This window comes from Nitrosopumilus sp. K4 (assembly GCF_018128925.1).
GTDB lineage: Archaea > Thermoproteota > Nitrososphaeria > Nitrososphaerales > Nitrosopumilaceae > HKST03.
Genome location: NZ_CP067007.1, coordinates 437362 through 462056 on the forward strand (window position 1 = coordinate 437362; position 24695 = coordinate 462056).

Genomic DNA, 24695 nt, shown 5'->3' on the forward strand with positions numbered 1-24695 from the left:
TTATAACTGCAAAAGTATTTTGCGTATCTTACAGACAAAAAAATTTCTAGTGTTGTCGATTATTTCATTAGCTATTGTTTTTTCTATGCCTTCAGAAGCAAGTGCTGCAAATGCTCCAAATCATCCAAACGACTTTTTTATCCAAGCAGTCTCAGATGATCAAATTAATCTTTCATGGTCTGCCCCATATGATGGAGGTTCCTCAATTACTGGATATGTAATTACATACGTGGTAGATGGAGGAGAGTTCGTAGAATTAGATACAATCCCTAATGAAATCACAAACTATTCTCACAAAAATCTTTTAAAGAATCACATTTACTTTTACCAAATCTCTGCAATAAATTCAGTTGGTACAAGTGTTCCAACAAAGTTTCTAAGCGCTACCACATTAGATGGCACTACCGTTCCCAATTCCCCTACATCACTTCAAGCAAATCCTGCATCTCCCACCAGTGTTTTTCTGTATTGGAATGCACCACAAGAAAACAATGATTCTATAGTTACAGGCTACAAAATAGAATACCGTACTGTAACGAATCAATGGTATGTTCTAGTCTCAAATACAGGCACTCCGCAGACATCGTATTATCATTCAGGTATTGATACTGGGAAAAATTACGATTATCGTGTTTCAGCAATTAATTCTAATGGTGTTGGAATTCCCTCAAATGTAATATCTACTGTTCCACAAGCAACCACTTTTCCTACAATTACATCCATTTTGGTAAATCCTACACAAGTTAAATTGAATTGGATTGCTCCATCATATACCTATGGCGAAAGAGTCATTGGATATGCAATTGATACAAAAATAGATGATGATGTCTATGTTCATACAGTTGAAAATACTGGTGCTGTAACAAGTTATACTATTTCAGGACTTACGACAGGAGAAACTTACACTTTTAGATTAATTGCTCTTTTTGATGGAGGTACTCAAAGTGTTCCTTCTTACGATGTTTCTGTAACCCCATCTAACACATCATATTATCCATTTCAGACACAAAATTATCTTCCAAATGGAGCACTAGTTTACACAGGTCAACAACCACCATATTCTACTATGACTGTAGAATTTTCAAATCCTGGTCCTCAGACACAATATTTTCAATCTCCAAATATTGACATAGATGGAATATGGGCAACTGTTTCAACATATGTAAATGGTGCAGTACTTTATTTTGATTCTGAAGGCAAAACATACTCTTTGGAAATTCTTCCAAATTCAAACACATGGATTAGTTTTAACAATTCTATGGACATCTCAAATGTTAGAATAAACATAGATGGCAGGATATATTCCAGTGATATAGGGCGTATTGGTTATGTGGATCTAGATGCTGTAAATCCATCTTCAATAAACTATCTTCCAAATGGCGCACTAGTTTACACAGGTCAACAGTCTCCAGGATCACTTAACACTGTAGAATTTTCAAATCCTGGTCCTCAAACAAAAAACTTTCAATTCCCTGACATCGTTAGTGAAGTAAATGGTATCTGGGCAACTGTTTCAACATATGTAAATGGTGCAGTACTTTATTTTGATTCTGAAGGCAAAACATACTCTTTGGAAATTCTTCCAAATTCAAACACATGGATTAGTTTTAACAATCCTACAACTATTTCAAACACAAGAATAAGTATTGACAGTAGTGGGTATTCTAGTGATGTGGGAAGTGTTTCATATATTACTCCTGATATTACACCCCAAATTCAATCTGTACCTGATGCCCCACTAGGACTTCACGCAAATCTTTATTCTGGCGACACTGTTCAACTTACTTGGGTTTCTCCCTCAAATGACGATAAATACCCCGTATCAGGATATAGAATAGAGTATAAGACCAATTCAAATAGTGATTGGAATATTATTTCCCAAAATATTGGACTTCAGACAATATTTGTTCATTCAGGACTTTTAGAAAACGAAACTTACACGTATCGAGTATCATCTATGAATATCTTTGGCGTAAGTGATCCATCAAACAATGCAAGTGTGATTACTCCAAGAGGCATTCAACCAACTCCGATTGATACATACACATCGTCAGGAGTACTTCCTGTTTTTAATACTGATACGTCAATAAGTTATGTTATTACCGGTGGTAAAGTATTTGGTATTGCAGTTGACAAAGATGCAACCTCATTAGAATTCATCCTTAAAGGAGACACTGCGGGAGTACTCTATACTCAATTGCCAAGATCATTAATTGATGCTAAACAATCAGATGAACAAGATAAAACCTTCTTTGTAACTGTTGACGGGGAAGACGCACAATTTACGGATGTAAAAACCGATGATTATAGAAACCTAGCAATTTCGTTTCCATCTGGCGCAGACAAGATATCTATAATTGGCACATCTGTGGTTCCTGAATTTGGAACAATCACAATGATAATTCTGATTGTTTCAATTGTGAGCATGGTTGCATTTACTGCCAAAAGTAAATTATCTCTCAAACTGTGAGACTGAGAATGCCTATCATCAAGACGTGTTTTATGAGTAAGAATTTTCTATTATGGTTGAGAAAATATTGAGCAAAACTGTAAAACCCAAAGTAGTAGAAATTCTAAAAACCAAATCTATTGCGCCAACCTTTGATCCTAGTATGAAAACACTGATGCGTATAGTAAAATTTATGACTGAACATCCTGCCGAAGGAAAAACACAACTGGCACTTGACACCAAACTAAACTATGCGAGACTTGCAAAGCATGTTGTATGGATGGAGAAAAAAGGTCTTGTCGAGTCTAACATTGAAGACAATAAAATTAACATTACTCTTACTAGCGCTGGAAAAGACTTTGCAAAAATAATTTCAAAAATTATTTGACATCTGATTATTACTGCAGACATATCTGTATACCTTGTTGCTGTATGTGTAAATGAAAATCACGTTTGTGTCAGCGTCAGATAATATCTTTAAAGTGTAAATGTATGTGCTGAGTTATGTTACAAAAATATGAATTTCATAATTGTAATCAAAGCAAGTTGATTACAGATGTATTTAGTGGAGAAATTTTTTGTGCAAATTGCGGTACTGTGGTAGAGGAAAAATTAGACAACCATGATGGAACATCACTTCATAGTGTAGAAGATTTTATGAGTAAAAGTCAAACGGGATCAAGGCAATCTCTTTCAATATATGACAAAGGAATGTCGTCTATCATTGGAAATGATAAAGATTCCACAGGTAAATCATTAAGCTCATTTAACAAATCAAGATTTAATCGATTAAGAATATTAGATAGCAGAAGCAAAATAAAACAGTCATCTGAGAGAACCCTTTCAACATCACTGATCTTTCTGAACGGACTCAAGGAAAAATTAGGCATTTCAGATAATACTGTTGAAGCCACATGCTCTCTATTTAGAAGGGCACAAAAACATCAATTGATCCGAGGTAGAAGTTCCAATGATTTGATGGCAGCAGCTTTGTATGTGTCATGTCGAGAAACTATGACTCCTAGAAGTCTTGAAGAGATTTCTGAGATGGGTAACATTACAAAAAAACACATGCAAAAATCAATCAGAGTTTTAATTGAGGAATTTAATCTTAAACCCCCTCAATACGACATCTCATCATTTCTTACTAAACTGTCCAATGATCTTGGTATTTCTGAAAAAATTAAACGCTATGCATTGAAGATATTATCTGATGTTGAAAAACGTGGTTCTACTGTGGGAAAGAATCCGATCGGACAGGCTGCTTCATCGTTATATCTGGCATCTATGTTGATGGGAAATAATATCCCTCAAAGCAAATTCTCAGAAATTTCTGGGATATCAACTGTAACCGTGAGGAAGGGGAAAAATACAATACAAAAAACCCTTAATCTGTAATTTTATTTACTGATCAAAATCATGAATATTTTTTATTATATTTGAATTATAGTTGTAATTGTTATGACTTTGAAATTATTTGACATCTGATTATTACTGCGGACATATCTGTATGCCTTGTTGCTGTATGTGTAAATGAAAACCACGTTTGTGTCAGCGTCAGTTAATACCAAAGTTTTCATATAATACACAATGATAAGAACAAAACAAATCCTAATCCTTCCTGTATTGGCAGTATTGATTTCTTTGGTAGCTTTTTCTGCTCAAGATGCAGCCGCATTGGTTACTACAGTCAATAATGAAGTGTCTTGTACAACTCCTGCAATAGGTGGAACCTGGAACTCTGTTACTTCTACATGTGTAGTTGCAACTCTTGTAATCGGACCAACTGACAAACTAGTTATTGCATCAAATGTCAACTTTGATATTGGAACCATTACTAGCAGTGGAGTTATTGTAAATGATGGAACCATTCACATTGCAAGTGGTGGCGTAATTACAACCTCTGGTGAATTTACCAATAACGGTGTTATTGATAGTGTAACTGGTACAATAACAAATAGCGGACCATTCAAAAACTTTGGTGAACTTACATCATCAGGTACAATAACTAACGGCCCAACAGGCGTTATCCAAAATAACGGCCACTTGACTAACACTGGCGTAATTACAACCTCTGGTGCTATCAAAGTAGGTCCAGATGGCGTACTAATTAGTAGCGGCACATTTACCAACTCATTGAACTTGGTTAACAGTGGTACCATCATGACATCTGGCACATTTACCAATAGTGGTCCAGTTATGAACTTCGATACAATCCTAAATCAAGGATTGTTTTCTAATAGTAACACAATCACCAATTGGGGAAACATACACAACTTGTGTAACGGATCAATTACAAATTCAGGAACAATAGCTGTACACAAAGTAATAGAACTTTGTATAGCCTAAACCCCTTTTTTTATTTTCATTAGATTAAATTCAAAACTTCTACTGTAAAGAACAAAAGTGGGTAATCCTTACTCTATTCAGATATTGCTATTTTTTTATTTTTCCACGTCTCTTTCCAAGCATCATAAAATCCTTTCAAAGAATCAGCATATGCATCTAACAAACTGATTGGTTTTTGGCATAATTTATGATTTAATGTTGCCTCGAAATTTTTATAATCAGATACAGATGGTAAAGGACCTTTGAGAAATGTCTCATATTCATCTTTTATTTCTGAAAATGAAGAGGTGTTTTCAACATCAATACGTGCAAGCCACAAGGTTGCAAAGTCTTTTCTAGTTTTTGTGGAATCATCTTTTGATTTTTCCATTACTTGTGAATATATTTTTTTAATTTCATTTGAAGACTTTTCTAAGGAATTTATAGAATCATTAAATTTTTCCATATTTTTATAATATTCATCTTGTAATTTTTGCCAAGACATTGTTTGGTATGTTTCCATACTGTTGTTAGTACAACATCCTACTTAAACATGGCAAAGTGGAATTTAAGAAAACCTGATGTTTATGTATGGAAGATATACAAAATTGTCAGCATTTTCTAAATACTAATTTGTTATTATTATGATGATTGATACTTTCACCAATACATTTCCTGTTTTGGTCTTAAGTTTCAATCATATTTTTTTACTTGGATGTTTTACACATGTTTAATACAAATAACATACATACCATATGATGTCAAAATTAATATTTAAAAAAATATACTGTTGGAAATCCATATGCAAATTCATTCTGAGTTTTACAGGAATTAGATTTTACATAGTAAAAACTAACTTGAGTAATCTTGTTGTAGGAGGATTACAAAAAAGGGATAATGTTAATTGTAAAAATGAAGTAATACAAGATTTGTATGAGAAACACATTGGAATTATTCATAAAAAAGAATCTACAGCAAAAGGGTCTCTGAAAAATCATATACAAAATTAAAGCAATAGTAAAAAATTCGATTTTATATCGTGTTAAGAATTCTCTAATTGACACATCAATTTTTTCAGCATATCAAATTCAAATTACTGCAATATGTGATTCTGATAAGGAATCGAGTTCTGATTCAAATAATTATACAGCTAAATCAAAAATTGAACTTTTGTGTGCTGATGAAGATAAAAGTGAAATTATTAGTACAATACAAAAAACTGCAAACACTGGCAAAAAAGATGATGGACTAGTGTTTAGTTACAAAATTGATAGATTTGGGAAAATTTGCAATATTGGAATTGATATTATTGGATTCTGAGAAATTATCTCAATTGTGAGCCTGGTTGCATTTACTGCCAAAAGTAAATATTTCTAAAATTGCAGACTGGCATGCCTGTATATTCAGGCATATCTTATAAATAGTAATTTTGTGGTATGATCGAGTCCATAATTGAGCAAAACTGTAAAACCCAAAGTAGTAGAAATTCTAAAAACCAAATCTATTGCGCCAACCTTTGATCCTAGTATGAAAACACTGATGCGTATAGTAAAATTTATGACTGAACATCCTGCCGAAGGAAAAACACAACTGGCACTTGACACCAAACTAAACTATGCGAGACTTGCAAAGCATGTTGTATGGATGGAGAAAAAAGGTCTTGTCGAGTCTAACATTGAAGACAATAAAATTAACATTACTCTTACTAGCGCTGGAAAAGACTTTGCAAAAATAATTTCAAAAATTATTTGACATCTGATTATTACTGCAGACATATCTGTATACCTTGTTGCTGTATGTGTAAATGAAAATCACGTTTGTGTCAGCGTCAGTTAATATCTTATTTTCTAAAATAATTTTATGACAAGCACAGAACAAAAAAAATCCCCTAATAAAATTATGATTTTGGTCGTAGCAGTAATGGCAATTACTGGAGTGGGTATTGGAATGTATATGATGTCTGATCAAAACACAGTTACTGGACAGGATGCAGAGGATCTGATATCTGACATCAAAACAGATATTGAAAACATAGATCCTGGTTATGGTCAGGTTACAAAACAAGATGGAGCTTATTCTCCTTAATATTTTATTTTTTAAAAAACATACATGAATACAGAATGGCTCTCCAGCTTGTGTAACAGAATCAACCAAAACTAAACTAATTGAGAGAGGATGACTAGTCGCAGTCTTGATCTAACTGGTAAATCTTTATGACGTATAAAATCTAAAAGTATTCCTTAATAGCAAGATAGACGTATAGATATTGAATGATTTTTTTGAATTTGGTTCAAATTAACGGCAGTAATATCCGAGTCCATCAGGACTCCTTGCTTGAATAATTCTAATTATATTTTTAATCTAAATACAATACAAAAGATTTTATGCATTTCTGTATTGTTTGTAGTATTCTCTGTTACAAATGTTCATACATTGGCATTTGCAGAAATCTCACTTTTTTCATATGATTCTACTGTTAGCCCAACAGATAAACTACTCATTATGGGAACCATAGATGGTGACATTCAATCATTTCATCCAATCAAACTTGTAATTTATGATCCGTCAGGAAATGTAGTTTATCAACCAAATGTCGCAATTGATGGTGATGGCAAATTCAAATATTTGATTACTCCTCCTATTCCTAGATTCGATGAAGGCCAATATACCGTAGAAGCAAGCCAAGAAAATCTTGAAGAAAAAACTCGGATATACTTTATGGTATCAAATGACATGTCTAATGGTGTATTTGATGAAGATATGGAGGCAGAAATTGTACCAGAATTTGGAACAATTGCAATGATGATTCTAGTTGTTTCAATTGTAAGTATAATTGGAATTAGTGCCAAAAACAAAATGATGTTCAAATCATTTACTTCCAGTTAAAGAAAAAGAATGGTGTTTGAATTGAAAATAATCCTTGCTTTGATTCCTGTTGGCGAATTCCAATCTTTAACTGAACTTTTAATGTTCTCTGAGGCACTACAAACAGCCTTTATTGTGTTAATTGTGGGTATTGTCAGTCTAGTTGCAGTATATCGCAAATTCTCTAGTATGATAAAAACAAAGAAATTCCATTATAAACGACCACATGCGTCAAAATTTCTTAGAACTGTACTTTTGCCTGTTTTTGCCATAATCTTAATCTCATCTATTAATCTCTATATTTATTCAACTGGCTTGTTTAATGAATCCGTAAATAATGCAGAAAATCCATCAGAGATATTTTCAAAAATTCTTACTACATTAAACATCATAGTAATTGGATATACCATATCTCAAATCATACCAATCATTTTAACAAAAAAAGAAAAATCATCCATGGAACATGATGATTTTCTCATCTGGAAAGAAAAACATGGATTTGAAGATGATGAAAAAGACTTCTTTAATGAAATTTATGACTGGATCCCACCAAAAAATTTTCCTAAAGACATGGTGAAAGAAAAATTTGAATCATTGCTTTCCACTGATGAGGGATTGATAATATTACAACAGTATAGGACATCAAAAGGTATGCCAATAGGTAGCTACAAACCAAAGGTTCCAAAACCTTTTGAAGAATATAAAAAATCAGAGAGAAAAAAATATGACAATTATTATAATTTGTGTACTAGTGAAAATAATGATTCGGGAATGATTTTAAAACCGGGTGTTTGCCCACAGGAAATTTTCCCAATTGATACTTGGAGAGAAGAAAAACGGTTTAATGATTTTGATGAAGTTATTGCTGGAGAAAAGCCACCCGGATATGCAACAAAAAGACGTGAAGGGTTGCCTAAATCCCTTTATCAAGTAATTCCGATTGTTATATTTGCAGTAATTTTGGTTGGTGTAGTGTCCTGGTGGGGCGTTGATTTGTTAGTTTTAGGAACTGTAGTTGCAGGTCTTGGGGTAGGTATTGGGTTTGCATTAAAAGAAACAATGGAGAATTTCTTTGCATATGTGATGATCAAAAAAGACAAGATCTTCATTGAAGGTGATCGTGTAGAAATAGACGGATACAATGGATACATTCACAAAATTACTTCTAGAGTTACATATGTCAGACATGCGTTAAATGAATCAATGGCAATATTCCCAACTCGTCAACTAATCGCCACCAAAGTGATCAATTATTCAAATGGATTGAAATTTGTGCCTGCAACTGTTGAAGTTGGAGTATCATACCTTAATGATGCAAGACAGGTAACTGCAATTTTACGTAAAGTAGGATACAGAGCAATGCGTGAAATTACTGATGACAAAGAAAATCACCTGGTAACACAAAAACGATGTCCCTATCTAGAGGACAATAAACCAAGTTGTGGTTGTGATAAAGGAATGGTACAAGACATTGAACAACCAAAGATTCGATTTGAAGATTTTAACAACTCTTCATTGGATTTTAAAATTTGGGTGTATGTAAGAGACTATCAAACAAAATACAGAGTTCAAAGCGCAATACGTGTAATGATTCAAGAAGAATTCAAAGAATATGACATACGAATTCCATGGCCAATAAGAACAATTTACAACGGTGATGAAAAACAAGAATCAGACGAAATATCTAAACTAGATGATAAGAGACAAAAAGTTCTAGACGAATATGGACTAGATGATATATCGGTAAACTCTTAGTTTCCATGTTTTTTATTTCGTATTAATTAATCAAAAACCAATGTAACAAATTAGACCAATACTTTCTGACTACTCTTTGATTAATAGATCAAATTATAGATTGAGAACTTTCTGTATCGTATTTTTTCTATTGCGTAATGTTATAGTAGATACGCCTGAAATCTTCTGGAATTTACTCTGAGGTATGCTCTCTCATCAGCATAGATGCTAAATATAATGATGCGGCAGATTGTCCCATGGGATTTTTTCAGTGGCAGAACCGCATTTTTCAACATCTGATAATATTTTCAAAGCATAACGTTTAGTTTTTTCAGATATGACTAGATGTTCTAAAGAACAACGCTGTTCTTCATATGGTTAATGCTGGATAGTTAATTGTAAATTTGATTAAAATACTAATGTGACTTTAATATTGTATGTCTAGAACAACTGAATGTATGACATGTCATGAAATTTTCACTGATATGGAAAATTACAACAATCATCCTTGTGTGTTGACTGAAAATAAAAAAGAAGATCTGAAGAAAGAAGATTCTGCTAAAGAATATTGACTAAAACTTTCTACCAACAACACTACAACAGGAATCAAAGCAAGGATTATTTTCAATTCAAGATAGATTAAAACACTTACCAATATGTCTACTGTGTTGTCATGTTTGTATATCGAACCAACATTTATGTCAGCGTTATTCAAATGTGCTTACTTTATTAAAACAATGGTTAGATGATGAGTAAAAATAGAAATTTTATTGGAATTGGTATTGCAAGTGTTGCAATAATAACGGTATTTCTTTTTACTAACATATTTGATCTTGCAGAGCCTGCAGTCGATCAATATGTTGTTTCTGCAAAGGAGGATGTCTCACAGGTAGATGGAGAAGATGTTGTATCTGGAGTGGAATTACTATCTTCAAGTATTACAAACGAGACATCTAAAATAAAAATACAAAACCCCTTTCCTTAATTGCAAAATTTTATTTTATAAATAATAATTGTCAATAGCTCTCTAGCTACAATATTCCAAAATTTGTAGATTACACTAACAAACATGTATGTGAAATAAACAAATATGTCAGCGTTTCTTAATTACTATTTTTCTGAATTAAAACTAGTATGAATCAATACAATATAGTAACATTACTTACTGCTTCATTATTGGTACTGACAATTCCTAGTGTCTATGCTCAAAGTATTGATGATTTACCTGAACCTGGAACTACTCCTGACTCATTTGTATATGGATTCAAAAAAGCATTTGAAGGGTTAGACTTGGCATTTACATTTAATCAAAACGATAAAGTTGCAAAACATCTGAAATTTGCAGAACTTCGACTAAGTGAAGCAAATGCAGTAGTTCAAAAAGGAATGCCTGAACTAGTTGGCGATTTAACAAAAGACTATGAAAAACAAGTATCTGATGCAAAGAAAATTGCAGACTCTGCATCAAAAGCTGCAGACAAGGCATCTTTAACTGAAGATATAGTGTCTGCATCATCCAAACATGTGGAAGTTCTAACTGATCTCAAAGATACACTTCCAGAACAAGCACAATTAAGAATCCAAGTAATAATTGATAATTCTAAAAAAGACATTGGTATTGCAATGAAAGAACTCTCAAACTATGCTGATGCAATGGCAAAGTCAGAAGAAATGAAAAAAACAGCTGAATATCACAAATCCAACTCTACAGAAACAAGAGAACACGATGCTGAGTACAAAGATGATGCAATGGCAAAGTCAGAAGAAATGAAAAAAACAGCTGAATATCATAAATCCAACTCTACAGAAACAAGAGAACACGATGCTGAGTACAAAGATGATGCAATGGCAAAGTCAGAAGAAATGAAAAAAACAGCTGAATATCACAAATCCAACTCTACAGAAACAAGAGAACACGATGCTGAGTACAAAGATGATGCAATGGCAAAGTCAGAAGAAATGAAAAAAACAGCTGAATATCACAAATCCAACTCTACAGAAACAAGAGAACACGATGCTGAGTACAAAGATGATGTAATGGCAAAGTCAGAAGAAATGAAAAAAACAGCTGAAGATCAAACACCCTAATCTAATTAATGATTGGTTCTATATGCGTAAAGTGAACACGATTAATGGAACTAGCATAGCAAGTTCACATGTTGCATATGTAAATGGGGCTAAATTAGTGTCTAAAATGGTTGACTGCTAGTCGGCTCTCCTGTACTTTACTTTCTTAGCTTACTCTGCTTTTGTCTTATCAATTTTGGAATAAACATGAATATGACAAGAATTATCTCTAACCTTCCAAGTATCATCAGAAAACTCGCGATTACTTTTCCAATAGGATCAAGATCTATTCCTAATATTCCAGAACCAAGACCTGCGGTAGTTATTGCTCCAATTGTTTCAAAATATGAATCGTAGAAATCATAACCTTCACTTGATAGGTACAAGGCACCAACAAGAGGAAGTGTTGGAAACAATGCAAATATCAGAAGGGTTGTAGCAAGCTCATTTTTGTCATCCACAAATCCTTTTTTCCATCCACTTGAACTGAGTAGTTTTCTCAGATCGTATAAATTCAGTATACGAAATATCTTGATTCCTCCTGCAGTAGAAAACCCACATCCTCCAATAATCATCAATATTGTTAGGATTATTTTGGGAGTGGCATCCAACATACTCATATCTACTACTTGAAATCCTGCAGTGGTGCTGGTTGCAACAATAGTTATTGCATTACTCATTGAATCAGCTCCATACAACACAGAAAACAAGATTATTGCACCTGATAGCATTAGCAAGTATGTAGTAACTTCTCTTCCCAATTTCACTGATAGAAATTTTGTTCTTACTAATCCATAATGAAATCCAAACGGTAAGGTTCCGAGTATCATGCCGACAATCAATACTATCTCTCCCCCTAATCCAATTTCTGAGAACATGTTAGAATCTGGCAAAAACCCTCCGGTAGAAAGAGTACTAAACGCAAGCGAAAAATTATCCAGCATATCTTCAGAACCAAATATCCAAAACATCGTTGCAATCATTACTGTGTAAATGGAGAAAACTATTGTAATTGTTGCAAATAATTCTCGTAGATTTGGTGTTGCTCCTGATATTAGACCTTTCATATTATGCAATTTGCCTTCAGGATAAAACGCAGTCATTATGAGGTAAATAAAACTCAGTCCACCCACAAACTGTGTAAACCCACGAAAGAATGTAAAGCTCTGCGGTAATGTCTCAGGTGTAGCAAATAATGAAATTCCAGCAGTAGTGAATGCTGCCGAACTTGAAAAAAGACTATTTGAAAATTCTTCTATGAAGCCAATATCTCCATATGGTGAGATGTACATGTATGGAATTGTTCCGACAACAACCAGTATTACAAAACTAGAAAATACAAGTATGGTCATTCCTTGTATACCTAGTGGATGTTTTTCACCATACGAGTTTAATGAAAATCCTAATGCTAGAAGTGTTGTTGCCATCATAAATATGCCTGACGCTACCTGAACCTCAAACATGAAAGTTGATACAAGTGCTGGAATCAGCATGAGCAATCCTGCAAATTGGGTGACTGAACCTAAATTCCACAGAATTGATTTTACAGACGATGCTGGTTTCTTGTTTCTTGCTATGGACCCGTGGATTAATTCCACAATAGTGTGTTGAAATATGATGCCGATTACTCTGTTTGATTCTGATAACACTGCAAGCTTTCGAATTTTGTTCTTTCTCATTCTCTCTAATGCCTCTTCTAATGAAGAGTTGTGAGGTATTGATGCTAGAGGAAATGACATGATGTCCTCAAGTCTTGTCCTTGAAGAACGTGCATGTTGTTCTCCTATTTTTTTTAAAATATCTTCATCTGTAACAATTCCTACTGGTTCTCCTGTTGCATTTATTACAATAATCTCATCAGTACGATGTTTTTGCATTTGAGCACAAGCTGATGGTATGAATGATGATTCATGCATAATGGTGATTGTTCTTTTCATGTATTGGGAAACCTTGTATTTTAGAACGTCTGGAGCTGATTCAGAATATGCCATTTGTCTTGACCTTTTTTGGGCTGTTATTTAGTATTGTGTAACAAGGTTCAATATGATAAACACTTGTTGTAACGTGGAAACTTTGTATTTTAAATTATAATTCAAATGTTGTGTAATGTAATAAAGATTAGTTAACTATGTTAATCGAAGATTATTGCCTTCATCAAACAAACAAAGATGGCTTAAAGAATATGTTTTTTAAAACAAAGAAATCGGATCATGCTGTTTCTATTGTAAAAAACAAAAGAGACGTGAAATTGAAAAAAGAAGTTGCAGATAGTATTTTGTCATATTGTTGTATGGCCCATCCAAATGAGGGAATCCTGATTTTACGAGGAAAGTCAAAGAAAGGCAATGTGTTTATTGATGGGCTAGTTATTCCTCCTTTTTCTTTTAGTTCTTGTCATTCCTCTGGATTTCCACATAACATGCTTCCTGGCGATTTAAGTTATGTTGGGACTGTACACTCTCATCCCAGTGGTTCAGCAAAACCTTCTGTAACTGACTTGAACAACTTTTTTCAACTAATCTCTTTGATTGTAAGGTTTCCTTATAGTGATGGAGATATCTTTGCATGGGATAGTGATGGCCACTCTGTCCAATTAGATATTGTGTAATCTGATATTGTAATGATGACAAAAATTTATCAAAAATAAAATTTGAATTATTTTTTCACTAATTTTGAAATTGTGCATGACATGACTGAATATCTGTCCATGTGTGAATTTACAAATTATCTTGGAGGTTCTTTTTTAATTCTGTATAGGTTCCTTTTTGAAATAACTATTGTTTTGCCATCTTGTGTTGAGCCTTCATAATCTATTGCAATCTTTCCAAAATCATCATCAATATCGTCCTTTGCAGATACTGTGAATTTTAATTTCAATACTTCATCAGTGTATAGTGGTTTTAGAAAACGTGTGTTTCTATTTTCCCATCCTGCGTCTCCATCTGTTCCTATGAATATTATGTGATTTCCATAGATCTGACTTATTCTTGTAAATTCACCCTCCATTCGTGCTAGTATTGCTCTTCCAGAAACAATTTTTTGTTTGCCTTTTTGCATGTCTTCTAAAAATGCATTTTTGATTCTCGAAAAACTTAGGTATTCATCTAATTCTTTATCTGATATGCTGCATGTCGAATAAAATGCGTCACCTACTCTTAACTCAGAAAATTTTTTCATTCTTATCTTAACTCATCAACACAAAATGTTACTTGAGCTGACGAGGCTGCGTTTTCAGATACAAGGAAATTAAATGCCTGTGCAATTCTTTCATTACTTGATTCAGTTCCTGAGACTGAACCTGGGAATATGGAAAATATTCTGATATTTGATTTTAATACATCGCTTAATTCTTGGTTCACTGTTGTGGTAAATGGTCTTAATGCTCCTCTGAACACCTCAACTTGTGCCCTTTGTGTTCCTGTTACTTTTCTTCCCGATGGCAAATCCGGACCGATGATCATCATTGCTCCTTGTGTATCTTTGTATAGTCTGGGGTCTTTTCTTCCTCCTGGGACAAATTGTTCTAGTACTCCTTGAGCTACAGTGGCTGGGGTTGTAATGAATTTTTCAATTAACTCATCCCATTCTGCTCTGGATAATTCAGTTAATTTTGGTACTTCGGGAATCTTTCCTGTTACATGAATTACGCCTAAAATCTTTCCCAAGTTCGTATTTGCTGTGTTTAGCCATCTGGAAACTTCTTCGGGATTTTTGATGTTTATTATGTGAGAGTGGAATTTTCCACTAATGTATTCCTGTAATTCCTGCGGTGTTGATTCAGAGATAAAACATGCAACTTTACCACCGTTTTTTTCTACATGCTGAGCTAGATATTCTACTCTTTCTGCATCTGTCTTGTCAGTTGCATCAACAGTAAATACAACTGCCCGTCCTGTAAAGTCTGGTTGATGAACTCCTGGAGTCGTGGTTCCGATATGTGGTTTTACTGGATAGAATACTCTGTCTCCTGGAATAACTTTTCCATTTAAAATTTTAGCAATTTCATCATCACATAGATTCAACACTGATTCTGCCACTTGACTTTGCGCTAAGAATTCTTTATTGGCAATCATGTGTGATGTGTTGGTTTGAACTTTTTCTGCAATACTTTGAATTTTATTTAATAAATTGGCAAATGTCTCTGTGATTTTTTGGATATCTTTTCCATTTGCTAATTTTTGTGCAGCAGATGCAATTCCTTCTTTTACAACATTGTCCTCTTCTCCTAATAATGACAACAATTCTTTGTTTGCAGCATCTACTTCTTCTGGAGTTAATTCTTCAAATCCACTAACCCTCATAAATTCTGCAGCTGCTTTTGGATATACTGTCTTGTAAATTCTGTCTGAATGAACTGGCCCTGGATTTGTTGCAATAGATATGATTCCTTTATCTGTTAATTCCCATGACATCAATTCTGCCAATCTGTTTTTTGCACCTTGTGATGCGGTGTATGGGCTTCTAAATCTGTAAGGTCTTTGCTCTAGTGGTCTTTCTTCTGTAAAAAATGTAGAAATTGTAATAATTTTTCCACCTTCTTTCATTACTCTTAATGCTTGTACTGAACCCCAGAATGTCCCTGTTAAGTGAATTCCTACTGTACTTTTAAAATCATCTAAGGGTGCATTTGCAAAACAAGTAACAGGACCTGAAACTCCTGCGTTATTAATTACATAATCGACTGTGACATTGTCATTTTTTAACTCATCAAACATTTTGGTCATTGCAGATTCATCAGCAACATCAACTCCTGCAAAAATTCTAATTGATGAATTTACTCCTTGAGGAATTTTTCCTTCAAGTTCTTTTGCTGCTTCTTCTAATGGTTCCTTTCGTCTTCCAAGGATTATTACACTTGCTCCGTTTTCCACAAATTTTGTAGCAATTGCTTTTCCAATACCTGTTCCACTACCTGTTACTAGGGCAACTTTATCTTGGAATTTTAGCATAGATAAACAGTCAAACCTTTTGTAATATTTAATTGGATTGATCTGGTTTCGGTAATTCTTGATATCTTTATTTGTGGGTATGATTCATGTTTTTTGATGCATGATACTGAGCCAGATACATTTGTTTTACAATCATGGCCTGAAAAATTTAGTGATATGTTAAAAGAGATCGGTATAGAATCTAGCCCAAAAGATATTGGCACTGATCAAGTTGAAAATGGTGATTATTACAGTAGGTATTTTGCTCATACAGCTAGGATGATTACAAATAGAGGCACACTCGATGTGAAAAATTCTAATATTGACGTAATTCAAATTATTCAGAAGGGATAACAATGCAAGATCCTACACCTTTGCCTTGGGGCGCACTTGACAGATATCAGGCCCATTTTATAGTAAGAAAAGAAGCTGGTAAAGGGTTTGCAAATTATGTTGCCCGGACTAAACTTACAACTCAGGGACATTTTGGTGCAAAAACTGTAGTCAAAGTTGAATGGGATGGAAGTGGCAGTCTTGCAACTTTGTTAAATCAAGACTCTGAACTCAATGAAATGATTGCAAAACAATCTGTACATGATGCTACCATCTTTGTAGAACCTACTGATGGTGCAATTAGAATTAGAAACAAATGGAAAAATCATCTATCCTTTGGTATAACAAAAGAATTGTTTGAAATTTATGACCGCATTGCAGGTCACATAAAACACGTCTAGGCCTTCCACCAATCAAGTGCTAAAAAATCTACTTTGTCTTTTCCTTTTGGAATTGCTAAAATGAATTGTTTTCTCACAGTTGTTGCTAATCTCCCTGCTAATACTACTCCTGTCGATGTGATTGGATCATTTCTGTTGTATACTTGAATCAAATAAGGTGCATGATCAATCCCTGGCCCTCTTTCATAAACTGCAAAATCACAACCGAATTTTATGCCTGGGTTTATGATGTATCCTTTGTCTCTAAAATTCTTGTATACGAGATATTTTTTATCAAAATCATGATATTCTTTTTTACAAATCTCAATCATGTCTTCAACTGAAACTTTATTTTTTGATTGATAAATTGAAATTTTTTTGTTTTCTAAAAGATACAATCCTTCAATGAGATCTAAAATTAATGGTACATCAATTTCTTCTGGTTTTGGTTTCGGTATTCCGATTGGTTTGCCATAATAACCTTGACTAAAAAGTTCACGAGAGTCTTTGATATTCCAAACAATAATTCTATTTTCAATTAATTCACTTTTCATAATTTTCATCTTTGTAATTCGTATATGAATTCTGTACTTTAAAAATTAAAAGTAAAAATGTTGGGTGGGTTCTATAGGCTTAATGCTAACAGGATGAATGAATCTGATACTCTCTGACATTTGTCTGCCATTTCTTCTATTCCTTCAATTACGTCTTTCATCAACAATAATTCTTTTGTATTTGTAACTTCACTTAGTAGCTTCAATGTTGCTTGTCTGTATTTTGTGTCTATTTCTCTTTCAATAGTCTGTGTTTCTTGTGCCAATTCAATTGCACTTGCAGTGTTTGTGTTTAGACTGCGAATGATTTCATTTAGTTTGTAAACCTGGTCTACTACTAATTCAATCAATTTTGTTATGTCTTGATCAAGTTTTGCATTTTTTAGTGTTGTGTGTTTTACATTGGCCAATTTGAATGATATTCCAGTAATGTAACCTGCAATCTCATCCATAGTGTATGCTGTGTTTAGTAAGTTTTCTCTGTTCATGATGAGTCCGCCTACATCAGCTACTTCTCTTGTAATCTTTCTCCTGAGATTCTCTACTTCTTCTTCTATGGTTGAAATTTGTTCTAATGCATTTTTGATTCCTGTTTTGTCTTTTTTCATCATGAGATCTGGTAATGTTGCAAGTTCTCTTGATGCATTTAGAATTCTGTTGATTTCGTCTTGTAAAACTGCTATAGCCTTTCTTTTTGCTTGAACTTCAAGCTCTCCGCTATACATTTCAAGTTTCAAAACATTCAGAGGTAATTTAAATCCTCTATGACTTTTATGAAATTTTGAGCATAATTACATCAAATTTTTGTCATGTGCAACTTTTTTTTGCCCTTTGTATAATGTCATGACTTCTTCATTTGTTGATGCATCTTCTGCTGCTTTCTCTACTCTGATCTTACCCGTAAACTTTGGGAATCTTAATGCAAGCCCTGTATTTTTCCTAATTTGATCTCTTGCTGCTTTGTGAATTGGACTGAGTGTAATTTCTGAAGCTACAACCTCTACAACTAATTCTGGTTCAAACCAAACATCAGCTTCCATTTCGCTATCTATTCTTGGATTTTTCTTTATCGTTACTTTGTCTGATAAAATTTGATAAAGTTGATCTAAATCTTCATCAGTAAAACCTGTACCAACTTTACATATGCTTGTAAACATGTCTTGGTCGTCATCATAACTTGCTAACAATAATGTACCATATCTTCCAGTTCTTCTACCTTTTCCAAAAAATGCACCAATTACAACGAGATCTAAACTATCTCCTAATTCATTTCTGTATTCTCTTTTGAGCTTTAACCAATGACTGCCCCTTGACCCTGCTTGATATGGCTTATCTAGCATCTTTAGCATTAGTCCTTCACATCCTGCGTTGATGCTGTTTTCTAAAAATTCTTCAATTTCGTTTTCATTTGTAACAATTGTCATGGGTATATTTTTAGCAAATTCATCTTCTTTGACAATTTTTTCTAGCAATTTTCTTCTTTCTTGATATTCTAATTCTAGGCAACTTTTGCCATTGTGGTATAGTATATCAAAAAAGTTTACGCTTATTGGATATTGTAATACTGCTTTTTCTATTTTGTACTTTCTTCGTCTATGCATCAATTCTTGAAATGGTAAAAATTCTCCAGAATTTTCATTAATTGCAACTGCCTCTGCTTCTAAAATGACCTTTTCTGCTTGAATTGATTTTGGTATTTTTTCTACAATGTCTGGGTAATAACTTGTAATGTTTTCTAAACTTCTTGAAAATAAAATTACTCTTTCTCCTTCAATATGTAATTGTACTCTTTCTCCATCTAGTTTGTATTCTGCTGCAAACTTGTTACCCATTTTTTCTATTGCTTCATCTTCACTCTTCACTCTATCTGCCAGCATAGGGCGAATTGGATTGAATAAATTAATCTCAAATTTTTCAATCCCTTCTAATCCTTTACTTGCTACTACTTCTGCAACCTTACCTAGATCGCTTGATACATTGTAAGAGTGCTCTAACTGTTTTCTATTTTCTTTATTGCTTGTAAATGCAATTGCAAGTGCATCCATCATTGTATTTTCTGCTACGCCAAGTCTTAATGTACCGAGTAAAATTTTTAGAATAAAACTTGCCTCAATTGGTGTTGCATCATTTAGAAGACTTGAAATATATTTCATTTTCATGTCTTGTGAACGAGATCCTTCTAACTTTGCAATTTTGAATAATGTTTCATAAACTCTTTCTACTGTGATGTCTTCCATGAGAAAAGTTGTCTGTGTTTTTTGTTCTAAAATTACGGTAGATGCACTTCCCAAATCTCCACTCTTTCTATATTCTGTTTCAATTTTTTTTATGGGTATGCCTGATGATTTTGAAATTGCTCTAATGGCAAGCTTTTCTGCTACTCCGAGTTCTATTCCTTCAAAATCTGGTCTAAGTTTTCCTTGAAGCAAATATACGATTTTTGAAATTACTTCTTGAGGTGTCTTTTCAAATAATTCTACTAGGTATTGTGTTAGTTCAAGTCTTTTTCTAGTTGATTCCATCTTACGAAATGCATCAGCTAGTATGGCAAATTCCACTCTCTAACTCTTATGATCCGAAATAAAAGTTTGAATCTAGATATACTTGAAAATAGTTGGCTTGTCTGATTTTGGAATGTCTGAAACCAATGCGAAATTATAAAGTGGATACAATTTTTTGTATTGTTTCATAAAACTCCAAGCTACATCATGTGTTTTGAATTCTGTTCTGATTCCTTCTATCTTGCTCTTTTTTCCAAACACGTCAAAAACTACTACTGAGTAGTTTTTTGGGCGATTATGTGGTTTTGCCTTAAGCAACCAAGCTAATGCAAAAATAAAGACTGCTCCTAAAATAACATATTCTCCTGCTATTTTGAAAAATGTCAAAAATATGCTTGGGATGGTTTGACCAAAAAGTACCGCCATGAAATTAGAAAATGAGATTACTGCTATTGCTGTGAAAATGTATGTTTTCCAATCAAAAATTTTAGAGATAAATTCCATCAGATAATGTAATTACTTTTTGTTTTCTTTTAACTATTTCTCATCTTATCTGAGATGGAATTTCTAGTCTGGGTCTTCGTAGTTTTCTTTCTTTTCGCCACTGGGTGTGTTTCCTTCCATTGACTTCATTTTGCTCTCCAATATGTCCATTCTTGCTCTGTACCCTTCTGCATACTCTAGTTCTGAGGGAACCAGTGTTGCTGGATGGATGAAGCCTTGGCTTCTAATTGACATTGCTTTCTTTGTTGCAATTTCTCTAATGAGATCCCAGTCTGGCGTTGAAAATCCATCAAATGGTCCAGTAAATTTTCCATTGTGCATGCTAAAGACAAGTGCTTCTACAATAGGAATGCAAAAGTTGATTGTTGCTGCAGAGTTTAACTTTACAGGCATTAGTGGCATGTTGTGACTACCTCTTGTGTTTCCTGCAACGAAATGTGGGTTGTTAAACACACTTCCTACTTCTTCAGTTGCAGGGAATTTCTTTTGTGTTCTTACAACACAAATTGGATCATCTTTTCCAACATATGTTCCCGCAATGTTGTGCAATCTGTCTGTAGATGCTGCAAGGATTGGTTCTCCGTCTTTTGTTGTGACTGAGTCTACTACATACCTTCCAGGATACATTAATGCAGCTTCTATTGTTGGTTTGTCTTGCCATAATTCTAATTCTGCAATTTTTGCTTCTTCGACATCCATGATGTTAATTTTAACTCCGCCTGCAAGATTTTTGTTGACTATTAATCCTGTATTACTTAATGCATCTACAAACATTCTGTAAATTGGATAGTTGAATGCTCCTGGTTCTGTTTTATCAGCTGCAAACACTGTAAATGCTTCATTTGGTCTTTCTTCAAATTCCATTTCTGCAACACCGGGACCCATGCCTTTGACGTTTCCTGAAAAAGAATCTTTTAGCAAGTCTTGTCCTGCACCGTACAATCCCTCTTCTCTTGCAACTTGGGTCCCTGCCATGAATGCATCCCATGCTAATTTGTGAATTTGTTGATTGTCTACCCCGTGAGTATGTGACATTACTATGTGGACATCGTCTCCACAATATCCGATATAATGATCAATAAGTAAATCTCCTGCACCTTCGATGGTTTTTCTAACTGCGTCAATTAATCCCTCACTTGGTTTTGTATGTCCTCCAACTCCGCCTACATCGGCTTTGATGACAGAAACTGTAATTTTCATAATTTCACTCAATTGCCCTTTGATTTATGTGTAATTTCCAAAATTCCTTGATCTAAAAAATCTTGAAAAAAAATTGATTTTTTTTAAAAAATTCATAACAGTAATAAATCCCTTCGAATGCTGATTGGATATGGCAGATAAACCACACTTGAACCTGATTGTTACAGGTCATATTGATAATGGAAAATCAACAACTATGGGTCATTTCTTGATGGATCTCGGTGTTGTAGATGAAAGAACAATTGCATCCCATGCAGCCGAATCCGAGAAGACCGGAAAAGGTGATACTTTCAAGTATGCATGGGTTATGGATAATATTAAAGACGAAAGAGAGAGAGGTATCACAATCGATCTTGCTTTCCAAAAGTTTGAGACTCCAAAGTACTTCTTTACTTTGATTGATGCTCCTGGTCACAGAGACTTTATCAAAAACATGATTACTGGTGCTTCTGAAGCAGATGCAGCTGTCTTAGTCCTTTCAGCTAAAGAAGGTGAAACCGATACAGCAATTGCTGCTGGTGGTCAGGCAAGAGAACACGCATTCTTGCTTAAAACACTCGGTGTAAACCAACTAATCGTTGCAATCAACAAAATGGATGATAGCAACTATTCTGAAGAAGCATTCAAAGTAGCCAAAGAGAAAGGTGAAAAATTAGTAAAGTCAGTAGGTTACAAACTAGAAAATGTACCTTTCATTCCAGTTTCTGGATGGAAAGGCGATAACTTGGTAAAGAAATCTGAGAATATGCCTTGGTACAATGGCAAGACCTTACTTGAAGCATTTGATGACTTTACGGTAGCCGAAAAACCAATTGGTAAACCACTACGTGTTCCTATCCAAGACGTTTACACTATCACTGGTGTAGGTACTGTACCTGTAGGTAGAGTAGAAACCGGTGTAATGAAACCAGGAGACAAAATTGTTGTCATGCCTTCAGGTGCTCCAGGTGAAATCAAATCAATTGAAACTCACCATACAGAAATGCCTAAAGCAGAAGCAGGCGATAACATTGGTTTTAACCTAAGAGGTGTTGAAAAGAAAGATATCAAGAGAGGTGATGTTCTTGGTTCTCCAGACAATCCACCAAAGGTCGCAAAAGAGTTCAAAGCCCAAATTATAGTTATTCACCATCCAACTGCAATTGCACCTGGATACACTCCAGTAATGCACGCACACACTGCACAAGTTGCAGCAACAGTAACTGAATTCCTTCAGAAAATTAATCCAGCTACTGGTGCAGTCGTTGAGGAAAATCCAAAATTCCTCAAAGTCGGTGACTCTGCAATTGTCAAAGTTAGACCGGTGAGACCAACTTGTATCGAAACTTTCCAAGATTTCCCTGAAATGGGCAGATTTGCACTCAGAGACATGGGTGCAACCATTGCAGCAGGAATTGTCAAGGAAATTACTGAAGAATACAAACCATAGGTTGAGTTAGATGACTCAAACTGCCCGTGTAAAACTCACTTCAACCAGTCTTCCAAAATTAGATGGTGTTTGCGGCGAAATCATGGGTATTGGTAAAAAAACTGGTGTCAAAGTAAAAGGCCCAACCCCACTTCCTGTTAAAAGACTACATGTGGCAACTAGAAAGTCTCCTTGTGGTAATGGTACTGAAACATATGAGAAATGGGAAATGAAGATGCATCGAAGAATAATTAACATTAATGCCGATGACAAAGCGATTAGACAATTGATGAGACTTAAAATACCTGATGATGTCTATATTGAGTTGTCATTGACATAATCGGTGTATCCTTAAAATAACCGAAACTTTTGATGATAAACATGTCTGAAGATACCTTTGAAGAAACAACAATGGAAGAGACTACTGAGACATTTGATGTAAATTATTCTTGTCTTAGGTGTGGAACTATGGTTTCAAACACTGAATTATCTCGACTTCCAGAGATCAAATGTATCTGTGGTTTTAGAGTATTCACTAAAGTTAGACCTCCTGTAGCAAAATCAATTAAAGCAATTTAGTCTATCTGTCTTTTTTGTAACTGTGCTCTTTTTGCAAATGTGTTCTCATGTCTTCCATGTTTGAAAAAAATTTATTGCATTTCTTGCAATCATACTGTGAATCCTTACCATGAATTATTTGTTGATGATTCATTAATTCTTCTGCTTTTGAAAATTTTTTTTTGCATATGTCACACAGGTGTTTTCTAAATAATCCCATTAGCCAAACTCTGCCTTTTTCTCATCCCAACATTTTCTGCAAAGTTGTCCTTCTATCTTCCATTTTGATTTTGGATTGTATCTGATCAAACCCATTTTTGCTCCACATAGCGAACAATAATTCTTCTTTTTTGCAAATCCTTCCTCTTTCCTATCAAAGCATTCTTTGCATAGGAGTCCTTCCATATCCCATTGCCATCTTGGCTCCCACAAATCTGTGATCTTCTTTGTTGTACCGCATTCTATACAGGGTTGTCTTACTTTGCCCTCATAGTATTCTTTAGATTTCTCAAAATGACAATCACCACATAGTGGTCCTTTGACATTCCATTCTCTTTTTGGTTTGTGTTTATGTGTGAGTTGTTTATTACAAATAGTGCAAAATGATGGTTTTCTACTAAATAATCCCATTTGATCCTAAAAGATTGGCTTATTCTATAAATGTAAATAAAATAAAAAGCAAAAAAGCGTTTATGCTCTTAGGATTTTCTCAAGGGCCTGGCTTGCATTGAGCATGCCATTTCTCTTGGCAAATTCTTCGATCATTTTGTATTGTTTTTCAGTAAAACATACTGGCATTGAACGTTTTTCCATACTCATTACTTGTTTTTTTATTTAATATCCTTTACTCTTGGAAAGATATTTGATACCAATATTGTTATTTGGA

The 24695-nt window shown here is 34.1% G+C and carries 30 protein-coding genes; 18 read left to right on the forward strand and 12 right to left on the reverse strand.

What is annotated here, in order from left to right:
* Positions 1 to 85 precede the first annotated feature (85 nt).
* The 4 genes from NsoK4_RS02560 to NsoK4_RS02575 all read left to right on the forward strand — a co-directional run bounded on the left by NsoK4_RS02560 (position 86) and on the right by NsoK4_RS02575 (position 4798).
* Positions 86 to 2470 carry a fibronectin type III domain-containing protein gene (locus NsoK4_RS02560; RefSeq protein WP_211687826.1) on the forward strand — a complete coding sequence of 795 codons (2385 nt, stop codon included), beginning with the start codon at positions 86 to 88 and terminating at the stop codon, positions 2468 to 2470.
* Positions 2471 to 2537: 67 nt separating this feature from the next.
* Positions 2538 to 2837 carry a hypothetical protein gene (locus tag NsoK4_RS02565; RefSeq protein WP_211687828.1) on the forward strand — a complete coding sequence of 100 codons (300 nt, stop codon included), beginning with the start codon at positions 2538 to 2540 and terminating at the stop codon, positions 2835 to 2837.
* A 116-nt stretch (positions 2838 to 2953) separates the two neighbouring features.
* The gene (locus NsoK4_RS02570) at positions 2954 to 3847 is read left to right on the forward strand and encodes a transcription initiation factor IIB family protein (protein WP_211687830.1); all 894 of its coding nucleotides are present in this window, start codon (positions 2954 to 2956) and stop codon (positions 3845 to 3847) included.
* A 192-nt stretch (positions 3848 to 4039) separates the two neighbouring features.
* Positions 4040 to 4798, forward strand: a complete 759-nt coding sequence (locus NsoK4_RS02575) for a transporter (RefSeq protein WP_211687832.1) — start codon at positions 4040 to 4042, stop codon at positions 4796 to 4798.
* 73 nt (positions 4799 to 4871) lie between these two features.
* Here NsoK4_RS02575 and NsoK4_RS02580 read toward each other — a convergent pair whose 3' ends face one another.
* Positions 4872 to 5300 carry a hypothetical protein gene (locus NsoK4_RS02580; protein WP_211687834.1) on the reverse strand — a complete coding sequence of 143 codons (429 nt, stop codon included), beginning with the start codon at positions 5298 to 5300 and terminating at the stop codon, positions 4872 to 4874.
* A 533-nt stretch (positions 5301 to 5833) separates the two neighbouring features.
* Here NsoK4_RS02580 and NsoK4_RS02585 point away from each other — a divergent pair.
* From NsoK4_RS02585 to NsoK4_RS02615, 8 genes are all read left to right on the forward strand, one after another.
* The gene (locus NsoK4_RS02585) at positions 5834 to 6097 is read left to right on the forward strand and encodes a P-II family nitrogen regulator (RefSeq protein WP_249111209.1); all 264 of its coding nucleotides are present in this window, start codon (positions 5834 to 5836) and stop codon (positions 6095 to 6097) included.
* A gap of 132 nt (positions 6098 to 6229) precedes the next feature.
* A complete protein-coding gene (locus NsoK4_RS02590; protein ID WP_211687828.1) occupies positions 6230 to 6529 on the forward strand; it encodes a hypothetical protein in 300 nt (99 codons plus the stop codon).
* Between the two features lie 108 nt (positions 6530 to 6637).
* Complete coding sequence (locus tag NsoK4_RS02595) at positions 6638 to 6862, forward strand: hypothetical protein (protein ID WP_211687836.1); 225 nt, start codon at positions 6638 to 6640, stop codon at positions 6860 to 6862.
* A 348-nt stretch (positions 6863 to 7210) separates the two neighbouring features.
* On the forward strand, positions 7211 to 7663 hold the full coding sequence (locus NsoK4_RS02600) for a PEFG-CTERM sorting domain-containing protein (protein ID WP_249111118.1): 453 nt from the start codon (positions 7211 to 7213) through the stop codon (positions 7661 to 7663).
* A 12-nt stretch (positions 7664 to 7675) separates the two neighbouring features.
* Positions 7676 to 9397 (forward strand): mechanosensitive ion channel family protein, encoded by a 1722-nt coding sequence (locus NsoK4_RS02605; protein ID WP_371816038.1) that lies wholly within the window; start codon positions 7676 to 7678, stop codon positions 9395 to 9397.
* Positions 9398 to 9813: 416 nt separating this feature from the next.
* Positions 9814 to 9948, forward strand: a complete 135-nt coding sequence (locus NsoK4_RS10085; RefSeq protein ID WP_256438680.1) for a hypothetical protein — start codon at positions 9814 to 9816, stop codon at positions 9946 to 9948.
* A 176-nt stretch (positions 9949 to 10124) separates the two neighbouring features.
* Complete coding sequence (locus NsoK4_RS02610) at positions 10125 to 10361, forward strand: hypothetical protein (RefSeq protein WP_211687840.1); 237 nt, start codon at positions 10125 to 10127, stop codon at positions 10359 to 10361.
* A 149-nt stretch (positions 10362 to 10510) separates the two neighbouring features.
* Positions 10511 to 11464, forward strand: coding sequence for a DUF5667 domain-containing protein (locus tag NsoK4_RS02615; RefSeq protein WP_249111119.1), 954 nt, complete (start codon positions 10511 to 10513; stop codon positions 11462 to 11464).
* Between the two features lie 137 nt (positions 11465 to 11601).
* Here NsoK4_RS02615 and NsoK4_RS02620 read toward each other — a convergent pair whose 3' ends face one another.
* Entirely contained in the window at positions 11602 to 13434 is a 1833-nt protein-coding gene (locus NsoK4_RS02620; protein WP_211687843.1) for a potassium transporter TrkG, read from the reverse strand.
* A gap of 191 nt (positions 13435 to 13625) precedes the next feature.
* On the opposite strand from NsoK4_RS02620, the gene NsoK4_RS02625 reads away from it, so the two are divergent.
* A complete protein-coding gene (locus NsoK4_RS02625; RefSeq protein WP_211688840.1) occupies positions 13626 to 14051 on the forward strand; it encodes a Mov34/MPN/PAD-1 family protein in 426 nt (141 codons plus the stop codon).
* Between the two features lie 116 nt (positions 14052 to 14167).
* Here the strand turns inward: NsoK4_RS02625 and NsoK4_RS02630 are convergent, their stop codons facing one another.
* The gene (locus tag NsoK4_RS02630) at positions 14168 to 14620 is read right to left on the reverse strand and encodes a hypothetical protein (RefSeq protein WP_211687845.1); all 453 of its coding nucleotides are present in this window, start codon (positions 14618 to 14620) and stop codon (positions 14168 to 14170) included.
* A gap of 2 nt (positions 14621 to 14622) precedes the next feature.
* Positions 14623 to 16392, reverse strand: coding sequence for an SDR family NAD(P)-dependent oxidoreductase (locus NsoK4_RS02635; protein ID WP_211687847.1), 1770 nt, complete (start codon positions 16390 to 16392; stop codon positions 14623 to 14625).
* Between the two features lie 96 nt (positions 16393 to 16488).
* Between NsoK4_RS02635 and NsoK4_RS02640 the strand changes: the two genes are divergently transcribed.
* Together NsoK4_RS02640 and NsoK4_RS02645 are read left to right on the forward strand one after the other, a co-directional pair.
* Positions 16489 to 16725 carry a hypothetical protein gene (locus NsoK4_RS02640; RefSeq protein WP_211687850.1) on the forward strand — a complete coding sequence of 79 codons (237 nt, stop codon included), beginning with the start codon at positions 16489 to 16491 and terminating at the stop codon, positions 16723 to 16725.
* A 2-nt stretch (positions 16726 to 16727) separates the two neighbouring features.
* Complete coding sequence (locus tag NsoK4_RS02645; protein ID WP_211687852.1) at positions 16728 to 17105, forward strand: hypothetical protein; 378 nt, start codon at positions 16728 to 16730, stop codon at positions 17103 to 17105.
* On the opposite strand, the gene endA is transcribed toward NsoK4_RS02645, so the two are convergent.
* From endA to fbp, 5 genes are all read right to left on the reverse strand, one after another.
* A complete protein-coding gene (gene endA, locus NsoK4_RS02650; RefSeq protein ID WP_211687854.1) occupies positions 17102 to 17638 on the reverse strand; it encodes a tRNA-intron lyase in 537 nt (178 codons plus the stop codon). The genes NsoK4_RS02645 and endA overlap by 4 nt on opposite strands.
* A gap of 71 nt (positions 17639 to 17709) precedes the next feature.
* A complete protein-coding gene (locus tag NsoK4_RS02655) occupies positions 17710 to 18363 on the reverse strand; it encodes a DUF47 domain-containing protein (RefSeq protein ID WP_211688842.1) in 654 nt (217 codons plus the stop codon).
* 66 nt (positions 18364 to 18429) lie between these two features.
* Positions 18430 to 20196: an ATP-dependent DNA ligase gene (locus NsoK4_RS02660; RefSeq protein ID WP_211687856.1), complete on the reverse strand. Its 1767-nt coding sequence runs from the start codon at positions 20194 to 20196 to the stop codon at positions 18430 to 18432.
* Positions 20197 to 20232: 36 nt separating this feature from the next.
* Positions 20233 to 20643 carry a hypothetical protein gene (locus NsoK4_RS02665; protein WP_211687858.1) on the reverse strand — a complete coding sequence of 137 codons (411 nt, stop codon included), beginning with the start codon at positions 20641 to 20643 and terminating at the stop codon, positions 20233 to 20235.
* Positions 20644 to 20706: 63 nt separating this feature from the next.
* Positions 20707 to 21843, reverse strand: coding sequence for a fructose-1,6-bisphosphate aldolase/phosphatase (gene fbp, locus NsoK4_RS02670; RefSeq protein ID WP_211687860.1), 1137 nt, complete (start codon positions 21841 to 21843; stop codon positions 20707 to 20709).
* Positions 21844 to 21973: 130 nt separating this feature from the next.
* Between fbp and tuf the strand changes: the two genes are divergently transcribed.
* Genes tuf through NsoK4_RS02685 form a run of 3 tightly spaced genes read left to right on the forward strand, consistent with a single transcriptional unit; the run spans position 21974 to position 23830 of the window.
* Positions 21974 to 23272 (forward strand): translation elongation factor EF-1 subunit alpha, encoded by a 1299-nt coding sequence (gene tuf / locus NsoK4_RS02675; RefSeq protein WP_211687862.1) that lies wholly within the window; start codon positions 21974 to 21976, stop codon positions 23270 to 23272.
* A 10-nt stretch (positions 23273 to 23282) separates the two neighbouring features.
* On the forward strand, positions 23283 to 23591 hold the full coding sequence (gene rpsJ / locus NsoK4_RS02680) for a 30S ribosomal protein S10 (protein WP_012215416.1): 309 nt from the start codon (positions 23283 to 23285) through the stop codon (positions 23589 to 23591).
* A gap of 32 nt (positions 23592 to 23623) precedes the next feature.
* Positions 23624 to 23830: an RNA polymerase Rbp10 gene (locus NsoK4_RS02685; protein ID WP_211687864.1), complete on the forward strand. Its 207-nt coding sequence runs from the start codon at positions 23624 to 23626 to the stop codon at positions 23828 to 23830.
* Between the two features lies 1 nt (position 23831).
* Here NsoK4_RS02685 and NsoK4_RS10190 read toward each other — a convergent pair whose 3' ends face one another.
* The 3 genes from NsoK4_RS10190 to NsoK4_RS10090 are packed head-to-tail and all read right to left on the reverse strand — an operon-like array spanning position 23832 to position 24622.
* Entirely contained in the window at positions 23832 to 24029 is a 198-nt protein-coding gene (locus tag NsoK4_RS10190) for a C2H2-type zinc finger protein (protein ID WP_211687866.1), read from the reverse strand.
* Complete coding sequence (locus tag NsoK4_RS02695) at positions 24029 to 24439, reverse strand: hypothetical protein (RefSeq protein ID WP_211687868.1); 411 nt, start codon at positions 24437 to 24439, stop codon at positions 24029 to 24031. Before NsoK4_RS02695 ends, NsoK4_RS10190 begins: the two co-directional genes overlap by 1 nt.
* A 60-nt stretch (positions 24440 to 24499) precedes the next feature.
* Positions 24500 to 24622, reverse strand: coding sequence for a hypothetical protein (locus NsoK4_RS10090; RefSeq protein ID WP_256438681.1), 123 nt, complete (start codon positions 24620 to 24622; stop codon positions 24500 to 24502).
* Positions 24623 to 24695: the final 73 nt, after the last annotated feature.